Source organism: Agrobacterium bohemicum (assembly GCF_001562555.1).
GTDB lineage: Bacteria > Pseudomonadota > Alphaproteobacteria > Rhizobiales > Rhizobiaceae > Agrobacterium > Agrobacterium bohemicum.
In genome coordinates this window covers 305,491-318,566 of the sequence record NZ_KQ961026.1, presented here as the reverse complement: position 1 = coordinate 318,566, position 13,076 = coordinate 305,491, and the positions used below count along the sequence as shown (strand labels likewise).

11 protein-coding genes are annotated in these 13,076 nt (G+C 58.6%); 1 reads left to right on the top strand and 10 read right to left on the bottom strand.

Going from position 1 to position 13,076, the window contains the following annotated elements; all coding sequences use genetic code 11:
* Positions 1-83: 83 nt before the first annotated feature.
* From ATO67_RS08845 to ATO67_RS08820, 6 genes are read right to left on the bottom strand one after another with little or no spacing between them, the layout of a single operon-like run.
* Positions 84-1,181 (bottom strand): pyridoxal-phosphate-dependent aminotransferase family protein, encoded by a 1,098-nt coding sequence (locus tag ATO67_RS08845; protein ID WP_067647054.1) that lies wholly within the window; start codon positions 1,179-1,181, stop codon positions 84-86.
* The gene (locus tag ATO67_RS08840) at positions 1,168-1,968 is read right to left on the bottom strand and encodes an ABC transporter ATP-binding protein (RefSeq protein ID WP_103088376.1); all 801 of its coding nucleotides are present in this window, start codon (positions 1,966-1,968) and stop codon (positions 1,168-1,170) included. Before ATO67_RS08840 ends, ATO67_RS08845 begins: the two co-directional genes overlap by 14 nt.
* The gene (locus ATO67_RS08835) at positions 1,965-2,771 is read right to left on the bottom strand and encodes an ABC transporter ATP-binding protein (protein ID WP_067647047.1); all 807 of its coding nucleotides are present in this window, start codon (positions 2,769-2,771) and stop codon (positions 1,965-1,967) included. Before ATO67_RS08835 ends, ATO67_RS08840 begins: the two co-directional genes overlap by 4 nt.
* The gene (locus tag ATO67_RS08830; protein ID WP_067647042.1) at positions 2,768-3,595 is read right to left on the bottom strand and encodes an ABC transporter permease; all 828 of its coding nucleotides are present in this window, start codon (positions 3,593-3,595) and stop codon (positions 2,768-2,770) included. The genes ATO67_RS08835 and ATO67_RS08830 overlap by 4 nt, the downstream gene beginning before the upstream one ends.
* Positions 3,595-4,581 carry an ABC transporter permease gene (locus ATO67_RS08825; protein ID WP_067647039.1) on the bottom strand — a complete coding sequence of 329 codons (987 nt, stop codon included), beginning with the start codon at positions 4,579-4,581 and terminating at the stop codon, positions 3,595-3,597. The genes ATO67_RS08830 and ATO67_RS08825 overlap by 1 nt, the downstream gene beginning before the upstream one ends.
* Before the next feature lie 3 nt (positions 4,582-4,584).
* Positions 4,585-6,195 carry an ABC transporter substrate-binding protein gene (locus ATO67_RS08820; RefSeq protein ID WP_067647034.1) on the bottom strand — a complete coding sequence of 537 codons (1,611 nt, stop codon included), beginning with the start codon at positions 6,193-6,195 and terminating at the stop codon, positions 4,585-4,587.
* 358 nt (positions 6,196-6,553) lie between these two features.
* Between ATO67_RS08820 and ATO67_RS08815 the strand changes: the two genes are divergently transcribed.
* Entirely contained in the window at positions 6,554-7,150 is a 597-nt protein-coding gene (locus tag ATO67_RS08815; protein ID WP_067647021.1) for a hypothetical protein, read from the top strand.
* 49 nt (positions 7,151-7,199) lie between these two features.
* Here the strand turns inward: ATO67_RS08815 and ATO67_RS08810 are convergent, their stop codons facing one another.
* The 4 genes from ATO67_RS08810 to secA all read right to left on the bottom strand — a co-directional run bounded on the left by ATO67_RS08810 (position 7,200) and on the right by secA (position 12,989).
* Positions 7,200-8,471, bottom strand: coding sequence for a GNAT family N-acetyltransferase (locus ATO67_RS08810; protein WP_067647018.1), 1,272 nt, complete (start codon positions 8,469-8,471; stop codon positions 7,200-7,202).
* A 224-nt stretch (positions 8,472-8,695) separates the two neighbouring features.
* A complete protein-coding gene (locus ATO67_RS08805; RefSeq protein WP_067647015.1) occupies positions 8,696-9,583 on the bottom strand; it encodes a DMT family transporter in 888 nt (295 codons plus the stop codon).
* 172 nt (positions 9,584-9,755) lie between these two features.
* Entirely contained in the window at positions 9,756-10,091 is a 336-nt protein-coding gene (locus ATO67_RS08800) for a hypothetical protein (RefSeq protein WP_067647342.1), read from the bottom strand.
* Between the two features lie 183 nt (positions 10,092-10,274).
* A complete protein-coding gene (gene secA / locus ATO67_RS08795; protein WP_067647011.1) occupies positions 10,275-12,989 on the bottom strand; it encodes a preprotein translocase subunit SecA in 2,715 nt (904 codons plus the stop codon).
* Positions 12,990-13,076: the final 87 nt, after the last annotated feature.

Sequence of the window (13,076 nt, the reverse complement as noted above, 5' to 3'; positions counted from 1 at the left end):
TAGCGATGTGGATGAGTTTGAGAGATTCATTTCCAAGAGCAGCTAATATGCGGCACTTTTTTCCGCGGCCATAAACTGCCGACTTATCGTCGATAAGTCGCTATGGCGGTTTTCAACGCTGTATCGAGGTCGTTTGCATGTCCATGAACCTCCAGTGCTTGCGAAAATGCGGTGAGGTTTGCCAGCACCGCTTCTTCGGTTGCGCGTTGGCCGGTATGGTTGAGACGAACCAGCCGTTCGGTGCCAGGGCCGACGCCGGCCGTCATGTCAGCACCGGCAATATTGCGGCGTGACAGGAATGTCTTTCGGTCCATGTGTGGCGGAAGGACGACGGTGGTGACGAGGGCGGATGCGACCGGGTCCGGCACCCATAGCTGCGCACCCAGTGCCAGAAGCCCGGAGCGTGTCGCCTGTTTCGCCAGTTCGTGGCGCTGTTGCATCTCACTCATTCCCTCCGCCTCGACCCTGTCGAGTGCCGCTTGCAACGCGAAGAATTCAAGCGGGGCTGGTGTGACGGGCAGGGAATGGCGACCCAGATCGAGCCATTGTTCTTTCTGATCTAGCAGGGAGAGCATCGATATGCGCGGTGCTTTGGCATGCTGCAACAGGGTCCAGGCTGCTGGGCTAACGGAAATAGCAGAAAGCCCCGCTGTTCCCGCCAGTGCTTTTTGCGGCCCGATGACGGCGATATCGATACCCAGACCGTCCACGTCAAGGGCATGACCGCCGACGGAGGCGACCGCATCGACAATGGTGAGAATGCCGCGTTCTCTGGCAAGGGCTGCGATTTCCTCCAGCGGGTTGAGAATGCCGCTTGCCGATTCCGCGTGGACGAGAGACAGGATGTCAATATCAGGGTGATGCTCAAGCTCGGCTTTGACGGCCTCCAGCGTCACCGGTTGCGCAGGCGCGGCGGTGAGATTGACGACATCCGCGCCACCTTCTGCCAGCCAGTTTCCAAACCATGTTCCATAGGGGCTGCTGACGATGTTGAGCGCTTTAAGGCCGGGATGCGCAAGACTGGTTGCCACGGCTTCCAGCGCCAGAACCGCCTCGGCCTGGATCAGCAGTACATCGTTTCTCGTGCCCATGAGCGCGCCCAGCCGGTCTGCCAGAACGGCATAATTTTCTGCCGGAAAGGATGGGATATCGAGCAGATGGCTCCAGTCACGGTTGGGCATGGTCGGGTCCCCTGTGGTTGCGCAGCGTCTGCGTTGCCGCGATCAGACGCTGCGCTGTCTCAGATTGCGGAGCGGAAACGATGCGTTGCGTTTCGCCATATTCAACGATGCTGCCTGCTTCCATGATGGCCACCCGGTGGCAAACAGCACGGATGACGGCGATATCGTGCGAGACGAACAGGCAGGCAAGGCCGGTTTGCCTTTGAATGGAAACGATGAGGTCGAGAACCTTTGCGCGCACGGAAACATCGAGCGCCGATACCGCTTCATCCATCACCAGAAGCGCTGGCCGAGTGCTGAGCGCGCGAGCGATTGCCACCCGCTGGCGCTGGCCGCCGGAGAGCTCCAGCACGGGGCGGCTGGCGACATCGCCGGGCAGACCGACACGCTCCAGTAATCTCGCAATCTCCGCAGGGCGATCCTTCGGTGGCGTGATGTGATGGATGCGCAGCGGCTCATTGATCACGGTTCCGACCGTGGAGCGCGGGTTGAAGGCGGCGTGGGTATCCTGAAACACCATCTGCATGTGTCGCCTTGCGTGGCGAAGCGGTGGGCCGGAAAGAGCCAGCCAGTTCTGGTCTTGAAAGCGAATGCTGCCCGCGTCGGGTTCGATCAACCGCATGACGAGACGGGCGAGCGATGATTTGCCACAGCCGGAAGGCCCTGCCAGCCCCAGCGTTTCACCTTGGGCAAGGGAGAAGGAGACATCGCGCACGGCGTGAGTCAAACGGCCCTGCGTGGTGTACGTTTTGGATAATCCTTCAATGGACAGAAGCTGAGGCATCACGGCACGCTCTCTATCAGTCGCGGCGTGGAGAGATCGAGATGGGCGGCGATCAAGCTTTTCGTATAGGCGTGGGCGGGGTTTGACAGGACATTGGTGGCCTTGCCGGCTTCGACCAACTGGCCGGATTTCAGAACCACAATATCGTCGGCCAGCGATGAGGCCAATGCGATGTCATGGGTGATGAAGACAAGCGTCATGCCGCTTTCCCTCACCAGACCGTCGAGAAGGCTGGTTATGGCAGCCTGCGTGATGGTGTCGAGCGCGCTTGTGGCTTCATCGGCGATGAGGATGTTCGGACGAGCCGAGATGGCGCACGCGATGGCGACACGCTGGCGCTGGCCACCGGAAAGCTGGTGCGAATAGGCTTTCAGCAGTGCGGAAGGATGCGGCAACTGCACCTGCTCCAAGAGATCGCGGGCATGGGAGAGCGCTTCTTTCCACGAAAGTCCGAGGTGGCGAACGGCGCCTTCTGCGACCTGTTCGCCAAGGGTGAGAACCGGGTTGAGGCTTGCGCCGGGGTCCTGGAAGACATAGCCGATATCGCGTCCGGAGCGGGGGAAAGTCGTATCGGTTTGCACCTCCGCGCCCGCGTTCCAAACAACGGTGCCGGACGTTGCGGCATTGGCTGGCAAGAGACCGGCCAACCGCCGCGCAAGGGTGCTTTTGCCAGAGCCGCTTTCGCCGATGATGGCGAGGGAACGATGGCGCGCGAGCGACAGGGATATGGTGTCGAGCGCAGGGTGGGCTGCACCGGCATAGGTGACAGAGAGGTTTTCGATGCGGCAGAGTGGTGGCTGGCTCATCGCTTCACCTCTGCCGCCAATGCCTTGTTGATGCCTTCGCCCAGCAGGTAAACGCCGAGAACCGTGACCACCAATCCGATACCGGGGATAATCGAAAGAAACGGCGAGGAGCGCAGCACATTGCGGCCTTCTGCTATCATCGACCCCCAAGTGACGACATTGGGATCTCCAAGGCCGAGAAATGAGAGGGCCGCTTCGGTGAGAATGGCACCTGCGACGATGATGGCGGCCAGTGCGATGACGGGGGCCAGCGCGTTGGGCAAAATCTGGCGGAAGGCGATTTCCAGTGGATGCATGCCGATGGCGCGGGCGGAGGCGACGTAATCGCGCTCGCGGATGGACAGAACCTGCGCCCGCGTCAGCCGCGCGGGATCAACCCACGCACCCAGCGCGATGGCGAGAATGACGACCGGGATAGACGCGCCGATTGTGCTGACGAAAGCCAGCGCCAGTAGAAAGCTCGGCACGATCTGAAAGGCATCGGTGACGCGCATCAGGGCTTCATCGATCAGACCGCCTGCAAAACCGGCGAGCGTTCCCATGACGGCGCCGATGAAAAGAGCCGCCGCTGCTGCACTGATGCCCACAGCCAGAGAGACGCGTGCACCATGTAAGAGGCAGGCCAGCACATCTCGGCCGAGACTGTCCGTGCCAAATGGCAGCGCCGGGTTGGTGAAGGGCGCGATGAGTGGCGCACCGACAATCGAGAGCGGGTCTTTTGGGAATAGGAACGGGGCGGAGATGCCGGCTGCGGCGATAGTCAGGAGAACCAGAAAGCCGATGAGCCCTTCCGGGCTGCGGAAAATATGATGGAGAATACGCATCACCCTGCCTCTTGCGCGCCGATGCGCGGATCAAGGAGGGCGTAGAGCAGATCGACGGTGAGGTTGACGAGGATGACGAAAATCGCGCTCGTCAGAATGATGCCCATCAGCAATGGCGTATCGCGCCCGCTGACCGCTTCCTGCGCCAGTCTGCCGAAACCGGGCACGGCAAAAACGCTTTCGATGACGACGCTGCCGCCCAGCATGGCTGCCGACTGCAAACCAAGAACGGTGATCAGCGAGAGGGCCGCATTGCGCGCAACATGACGCCACACGATGCGGCCGTGTGACAGGCCTTTGGAACGAGCGAAGGTGACGAAATCCATCCGCCAGATATCGGCCATGGCGCTGCGCATGACGCGCAGGAACAGGGCAAGGTAAATCAGACCGAGACTGGCGACCGGCAGGACGAGGTGCCGAGCGATATCCACCGCACGCGCCACCCCTTCCTTGCCGGATGCTATTGTCTCGATGCCAGAGGTTGGCAGCCAACGCAGTTTGACGGAAAAGGCGATGACCAGCACCAGTCCCAGCCAGAAACCGGGCATGGCGTAGAGCGCCAGAGACACCGTCGACAGCGCCCGGTCTTGCAAGCTGCCGGGCTTGGCACCGGCGACGATGCCCAGTGCCGAGCCGACCGCGAAGGAAAGGGCGGTGGCGCTGCCCATCAACAACAGGGTGTTGGGCAGGCGTTCAACGATGAGTGAAAGGACCGGCCGGTCGAATGCAACGGACCATCCGAGATCCAGCCGAGCGATGGATGAGACATAAAGCCACAGCCGTGCAAGCATGGACTGGTCCAATCCATATTGCCCGCGCAATGTTTCTCTCAAGGCCGCATCGCCGCCGCCGATAGAGACAAGATAAGCATCGACGGAATCGCCAGACGCATTTTCGAGCAGCAGGAACGTCAGCAGAAGCACGATGATGAGCACCGGAATGGCGCTGAACAACCTGCGACGTAAAATTCGTGCTGCCCGTTTCAAAACCTACCCCTCAACGACGGTATCTGCCCAGTTGGACACCGCCCAGCGAGGATTGGACGCGACGTTGTCCACCGTGTCGCGCGCGACGGTGATGAAGCCCCATTCGGCAACGTTGATCAACGGGAGGTCCTCCGTGACCCTCCTCTGGAATTGCTTGTAAAGCTCGGTGCGGGTCTTTTCATCGGTCGTCTCGGCGGCCTTGTCGATCAGCGCATCCAGTTCCTTGTTCTCGTAGCCGCCCTGGTTGGAAAAGCCGACGCCGGCAGGGGTGCCTGACTTAACGAGGATGGTGGTGGAAATGGCAGGGTCACCCCGGAAGACAGGCGGCGCGACGGCAAGATCGAAGGCGTGGTCCGTATAGACCGCTTTCTGGTGTGCGGCGGAATCATTGTTGACGATCTCGGCCTTGATGCCGATTTCCGCCAGCGCCTGACGCAGATAGGCTCCGAACTGTTTGGTCTCGTTGAAATAGGGCGCGGGCAGAAGCTTCAGCGAAAAGCGTGTGCCATCGGCACCGCGCTTGTAACCGGCCTCATCCAGGAGCGTATTGGCCTTGTTCACGTCGAAGGGATAGGTTTCGACATCCGATGTGAAGAATTGCGGTGCGTTTTTGGGAACCGGACCGGTGGAGATGCTGGCGTAACCCAGGAAGACCGTATCGACGACCAGCTTCTTGTCGATGGCGTGGGCGATGGCCTGACGTACCTTCAGGTCGGCCAGTTCCTTGCGGCGATGGTTGATTTCCACGACCAGCTGATAGGTCAAGGCTTCATAGCCATCGGCGATGACCTTGAGGCCGGGCTCCTTGGCAATGCGGGCGAGATCAGACAGGGGAACGGCAGAGAAGGCGGCAAGCTGAATTTCTTCAGCCTCGAGTGCGGAGGCAGCGCCAGCGCGATCCGGCAATACGCGGTAGATGATTTCATCGAGCTTCGGAGCGGTCTTGGCCCAATATTTGTCATAACGCGTCAGGCGGTAATATTCCCCGGGCTTGTATTCCGCAAACACAAAAGGCCCGGTGCCGACGGGTTTGGTGTTGGCAGGATTGGTGGCGATATCCGTGCCCTCATAGAGGTGTTTGGGGATGACGCTGGTGACGACAGGCAAGGCGTTGCGGATCAGCTGGAACGGTGTCGGCTTGGAGAAGCGGAAAATCGCAGTGTGATCATCAGGGGTATCGACCGTGTCCAGATTGGCGAAAACCAGACGCCCAAGGTTCTGGAGAGGCTTCCAAACCGAAAGGGCCGAGAAGGCGACGTCGGCGGATGTGAACGGCTTGCCATCGTGCCATGTTACTCCTTCGCGCAGCTTGAAAGTGGCGCTGAGACCATCCTCAGACCCTTCCCAACTGGTGGCAAGGCGTGGCTCCAGCCCATCCTTGCCCTTGTAGGATGCTTCCGCCAGGGGCTCGATGATCTTGCTGGAAATGTAGAAAACGCCGTTGGATGCGACGATAGCAGGGTTGAGGTTCTTTGGTTCGGAATCCGCCGCCACCACCAGCCGTCCGCCTCTGCCAGCCGCCCAGGCAACGCCGGAATGCACAAGCGCTGTCGAGGCCGCCAGCAGGGCCGTTGTCTTCAAGAGGGAACGTCGGGAAAACGTGGTGAGGGACATGGCAGACTCCGGAAAGAAGCGGCTGTCGAGACGCCGCAGGGTGCAGTGTAAAGCTTCGCGAAGCCCAGTGTCCACGACAATTCAAAGGCTGGACAGCAAAGATCGACGCGCGCCGAGCTACAGGCAGGATCAGTATTGCAAGCCGTTGATGATAAGGGGAAATCTTTACCTGCGACAGCGGCGATACGTGCCGGTGATGTCTCTCATCGGGTCAGCGTCAAGGTTTAGCATCATGGAATATTAGTTATCGCTAAAAATTACTCTTTTCTATTAAAGCAAAATCTTATATATTATTTCTTCCAGTGGGTTAGAACGAGAGACAAAGTCCAACCCGACCCACGAGAAGGAGGAGAGAGCCATGAGAAAAATAACATCTTCTTTATTCATCACCGCTTGTCTGGCATTGCCGTTTCAGGCGCAGGCATTGGATGTGAATGTAGGCGGCGTGAGCGCCAGCGTCGGCGGTAACGACCGTGGCGGTGTCAGTGCCAGCGCCTCTGTGGGCGGCAGTGGCGGCATCAATGCCGGGGCCAATGTCGGCGGGCGAAGCGGCGGTGGCCTCGGTGCTGACGTCAGCGCGTCGGTTGGCGGAAGCAACGGCATCAATGCCAATACAAGCGCCAGCGTTGGTGGACGGAATGGCGTCAACGCCGATGTCAACGCATCGGTGGGCGGACGAAGCGGCGTGAATGTTAACGCCAATGTTGGTGCTGGCGCCGCATCCGGCATCGGCGTGGGTGTCGGCGTAGGCATTGGCAGCCCAAGTGTTCCAGGCGGTCCCGTCAACCCGGGTACGCTTCCTCGAGGTGCCGTTCGCGAAGCCATCAACTCTTACAACGACATGTCACGGTCGGAGCAGTTGCGACTGGCGAAACGTTGCGCGGATATTCTGGGAGGCGGATATGATGCTGCGCTGACGCAGCTATGCCGAATGATCAGGACAGCGTCTCGCTAACCGCGTCAAAAACGAAAAAGGGGTGTTCGCACCCCTTTTTTATGGCCAATCAACTGTTCTTGCGACCAAGAGACATGATCCGCTCGCGCAGGAGTTTCGCAAGATTTCGGGTATTGCGATACATGTGGACCTGGCCAGCCACCTGACGCACATCGCGGTCGCTGTTTTGCGTGAGACCGATGACGAGCGTACCCATCTCCGCCTTTTCGCTCCAGAAGCCGTCGAGATCGCGATCTTCATCCGCACCACAGCTATCCGTGCGCAGAATATTGGCGTCATCAAGATGCCATTCTGTCAATCGCTGCATCAGCAACCGGTCAATGGAATGGCGAGCGTGTGTTTCGCTGGTTGCCAGCTTCCAGACATAGGCTTCACCCATGGTGATGAACACCACCGCGGACGCGACGGCGGCACCATCCAGATTGAGGGTGTGAATGCGGACCGCGTCTATTTCAGCGAGATTGGTGATCGCTTCACGGGCAAAGGCGGGGCGATAGCGATCGCTGACGAGAGCGGAACGATTGCGGCCCTTGGACCCGCTGCCCTCCAGCGCCAGAAACTCCTCGGTGCGCAGCCTGATGTCCTGCGGCTGTCTAGCCACATCATAGGTCATCGCGCCGACGGTTTCCAGATCCTGCCAATGCTTTTTCAACGCATGCAGATGAGCCGGTGGCAGGGTGTCTCGCAGGTAAATGCCGGCATCAACCTTGCTTTCCAGCATCATGCGGCGATGTGGTTCGGCTGTGGCGAGAGGCAAGTTTCGGCTGAGCGCGATGGCCTTGATCATGCGCACGAAAGCACCGTCCAGCCGAAGCTGCGGAAGAACCAGAATGTTCGGCAGGCGAAGCTCCGGCTGCAACAGCGCATCGAGCAGATTATCGATGGTCTCGGCAGCACCTTCTGAATCGACCAGAGGTGTCCCGAGCGGACCGAAGGGATTCGCCCAGACGCGCAAAATGGAAGGGCCGACCGAGAAGCCGGGCTTTTCCACGGTAAAAGGCATGAGAAGGCGCATGCGGCTGCGCGCGCCGTTTTCATCGCGCATCAGGGCAAAACGCACGGAACGTTCATCCACGCGCGGCATCGCTGGCGCCAGAAGCTTGCCGGTGAAGAAGATGTTGGGCTCCATCACCCGGTTGGACAGGAAATCAAGCTCTTCCTGAAGATCGTAGCCGAGTTGTGCCGGATAGATACAGAACTCCCGCCCGGCGCGACCGACGCGCAAGCTGCTGTCTGCCGTGGGCCGATCCGACGCTGTTTTTGCCAACAGCAGTGCGAAACGCTCGTCTCGCATATCTGGGTCGTTCGGATCGCTTGCCATGCCTGTCTTATAACCGTCTTTCTCGTGCTTTCCGTGACAGCGTATCTGCCGAAAGCCGCGTTTTCTTATGGGACACGACCTTTGCAGGGAGGTCTGATCCCTACCATGTTTTTGGTTGATAGACCCAGACTATTTCAATCTTACATCGAAACGTTAACAATGTTGAGAGTATCGCTACCACTAAATATGAGTGAATTCTAAATGAAGGCCGTTTGGCTTGAGGTTTACGGCAAAAGGGGTGTTACTCTGCGTTTTGGATAAAGCCCAAGAACCAGAGCGCAGCCAGCGATAATGATGAATACGCCGAGGAGTTGTATCTGTGAAAGCGGCTCATCCAGCGCCACTGTGCCAACGATGACCGCGATGACAGTGACCACAAACTCCACGCTGATTGTTTTGGTTGCGCCGATAAGGGACACCAGCCGGAAATAGGTGACATAGGTGAGGGCGCTCATGATGATGGCGAGGCCGAACAGGTAAGCGAAGTCCTCGAGGCCGGGGGTGCCGGGAATGGGAACCACCACCAGAAACGGCAGCGTTATGATGCCACCCGCCAGAAATGAGCCGATCGTGATTTCCCATGATCCTGAGCCCTGGAGGTAGCGACTTGCATAATTGCTGCCAAACGCTGCGCAAATGCAGCCAAGAAGACAGGCGATGCAGCCGATGACAAAGGCGGTGGTGACGGGCACCGCAGGAAAACCGACGAGAATGATAATCCCGCTGAAACCCAGAGCCATGCCGAGCAGGCTCTGCGGCGATATTTTCTCGAGCCCCCAAACCTGGCCAATCAGCATGGAGAACAGCGGAATGCTGGCGACGAGAATGGCGGCCATGGCCGTTCCGATGACCGGCGTTGCATAGGACAGGCCAATGAGCTGACCTGCAACGGTGGTGGCGCCAACCGCTGCGAAGGCGCGCCAGCCTGCACTGAAATCCAGCTTTCGGCGCGAAACGCGCGCGACGATCAGAAGCGTGAAACTGGCAATGAAGCAACGCAGGGTGACTGCGCCCACCCAGCCGAATGCGGCAACGGCATGCAACACCAAAAGGAACGATAATCCCCACGCAACGGCGAGAAAGAGATAGGCGGCCAGTTCCGAGGGCTTCATGTCGTTATGTCTCAGCAATCACAGCGGAAAGCCAACGGTTACGAGAGGTTACGCATACCGTCAAATGAATTTTAGTGGATGCTTTACCTGCGTGGTCTGCCCGCCCGACACATTCTCGTGAGAGGTTTCTGGCACGTAAGATTTTTCGGCCAGACGACGCAGGTGGCAGCGATCACTCTTCGATGGTGTATTCGCCAAGCTCACAGAGATTTTGTGTATCGGTCGTCGTGTCGAGGTCGTCGCTGCCTTGAAACTCGAAGCGCATATCGTATTTGCAGACATCTCGACCGTCGGCGATGGTGATTTCGATGCTCTCGCCGGGATTGAGGGTCTGGTTGCCGAAGACATCGCCTTCCCAGCTGCGCTGGCCAACCGGTGATGTGAAGAAATGGGTCAGCACCGAGTTGGTGCCGTTCTTCAATTCGAATGTCAGGTCCTCCGCAAGTGCAGGCATTGCGAACGTGAATATCGCGAGAGCGGCTATGAATGCAGATTTGAAATGGGTCATGTGGGTGTCCGCCCGTTTGAGGTACAGACGCTTTCTAGGCAGAAAATCGCAGGCAGTTAAGAGCGAATCGGAAGCTGTACGCGACCATTTTTGGCCGACGCCAGATATTCGCAGACAAATGCAAACGGCCCGCGGAGAGATGCCGCGGGCCGTTTGCATTTCATAGGTTTTTTCGAGCCTGTATCAGGCCTGTTCGAAAATTCCGTGGCAATGCTTGTATTTCTTGCCGGAACCGCATGGGCAGGCTTCGTTACGGCCAATTTTACCCCATGTGGCGGGATTGTTGGGGTCGCGCTGCTCTGGCGGAACGAAGGTGTCGGCTGCGCCCTGGCCATGCTGAGCAAACTCGTCTTCGCCGGTGATCGGGTCAAGATGGTGGGCCGTCATTTCCGGCAGTTCAGGCTGCGGAGGATCGCGCACCAGTTCCACGCGCATCAACTGAGCCGTGACTTCTTCACGCAGGTTGGACAAGAGCGCCTGGAAAAGCTCGAAAGCTTCCGCCTTGTATTCCTGCAAAGGATCACGCTGGGCATAACCACGGAAACCGACGACGGAGCGCAGGTGATCGAGGTTGACGATGTGTTCGCGCCACAGGTGATCGATGGTCTGGAGGATGACCGAGCGCTCGACATAGGTCATGACGTCAGGGCCGAAACGCTCCGCCTTGTCAGCCATGGTCTTGTCTGCGGCTTCGGTAACGCGCTGCATGATATCGTCTTCGGCGATGCCCTCTTCCTTGGCCCAATCTTCCACGGGAAGATCAAGGTTAAGGAAACGCTCGACACCGGCTTTCAGGCCAACAATGTCCCACTGTTCAGCATAGGCATTTTCCGGCACGTGCTTGGTAACGAGCGCTTCGATGACTTCGTTGCGCATGTCGGCAGCCGTTTCACCGATATTGTCGGCTTCCATCAGCTCCAGACGCTGGTCGAAGATGACCTTGCGCTGGTCGTTGAGAACGTCGTCATACTTCAGAAGGTTCTTGCGGGTTTCGAAGTTGCGGGCTTCGACCTTTTTCTGCGCGCGTTCCAGAGCCTTGTTGATCCAAGGGTGGACGATGGCTTCGCCCTCCTTGAGACCCAGCTTCTGCAACATCGAATCCATGCGATCGGAACCGAAGATGCGCATCAGGTCATCCTGAAGCGAGAGATAGAATTTCGAGCGGCCCGGGTCACCCTGACGGCCGGAACGACCGCGCAGCTGGTTGTCGATACGGCGGCTTTCATGGCGTTCGGTCGCGATGACGAAAAGACCACCGGCGGCCAGCGCCCTGTCTTTCAGGACCTTGATCTCTTCACGGATTTTGCGTTCCGTGGCATCGCGCTCTTCGCCTGGCTCGACGCCTTCAAGCTCACGCTCGAGACGCATGTCGACGTTGCCGCCGAGCTGGATGTCGGTACCGCGACCAGCCATGTTGGTGGCGATGGTGACAGCGCCCGGCACACCGGCCTGCGACACGATATAGGCTTCCTGCTCGTGATAACGGGCATTCAGAACCTGGAAATTCTCAAAGCCGGTCTGACGGAGCATGGTGGCCAGAAGTTCGGACTTCTCAATCGACGTCGTGCCGACGAGAACCGGCTGGTCGCGCTCGTGTGCGGCCTTGATCTGTTCGATGATCGCCTTGAACTTCTCTTCGCCGGTCCGGTAGACTTCGTCGTCTTCATCGATACGCTGGATCGGCAGGTTGGTTGGAACCTCGATGACATCGAGACCATAGATGTTGTTGAATTCTTCAGCTTCCGTCGAGGCCGTACCGGTCATGCCGGCGAGCTTCTTGTACATGCGGAAGTAGTTCTGGAAGGTGACGGAAGACAGCGTCTGGTTTTCCGGCTGGATCTGGACCTTTTCCTTGGCTTCAAGAGCTTGGTGCTGACCTTCGGAATAACGGCGACCGGGCATCATGCGACCGGTGAATTCGTCGATGATGACGATTTCATCGTTTCGGACGATGTAGTCCTTGTCACGCTGGAACAGCTTGTGAGCCTTCAGCGCGTTGTTGATGTGGTGAACGATCGCGACGTTTTCGATGTCGTAAAGCGATTCGCCCTTGAGAAGGCCAGCGTCACGCAGCAGGTTTTCCAGCTTTTCGGTGCCGTCTTCGGAGAAGTTGGCCGAACGCTGCTTTTCATCGATTTCGTAATCTTCCGGCGATAGCATCGGAATGAAAGCGTCGATGGTGTTGTAGAGATCGGAACGGTCGTCCAGCGGACCGGAGATGATGAGCGGCGTTCGCGCCTCGTCCACCAGAATGGAGTCGACTTCGTCGACGATGGCGTAGTGGTGGCCACGCTGCACCATCTGCGGCTTGTCGTATTTCATGTTGTCGCGCAGATAATCGAAGCCAAGCTCGTTATTCGTCGCGTAGGTGATGTCGCAGGCGTAAGCCGCGCGGCGCTGGTCGTCATCCAGTCCGTGGACGATGACCCCGGTGGTCAGGCCCAGGAAGTTGTAGAGGCGCGCCATGGTGGCGGCGTCGCGCTGGGCGAGGTAATCGTTGACGGTAACGACGTGGACGCCTTTGCCCTCGAGGGCATTGAGGTAGACGGCGAGTGTCGCGACCAGCGTTTTACCTTCACCGGTCTTCATTTCCGAGATGTCGCCGGAGTGAAGAATCATCGCGCCGGTCAACTGCACGTCGAAGGGGCGCATGCCAAGAACGCGGCGGGACGCTTCACGCGCCACCGCAAAGGCAGGCACGAGAAGGCTGTCGAGCGATTTGCCCTCGGCGAGCTGCGCGCGGAATTCAACCGTTTTTGCAGCCAGCGCCTCGTCGGAAAGGGCTTTCATTTCCTCTTCGAGTGCGCTGATGGCGCCGATATTGCTACGATAGGAGCGAACGCGGCGATCATTTGCCGAGCCGAACAACTTGCGGGCGATTCCGCCGAGACTGACCATCTTAGTGGCCCTTTCTGAAATTCCGTTTTTTCCAGGGGGGTGGCGGTCTGGCACTGTAATAAAACACAAATGACAAACTTGACCCTG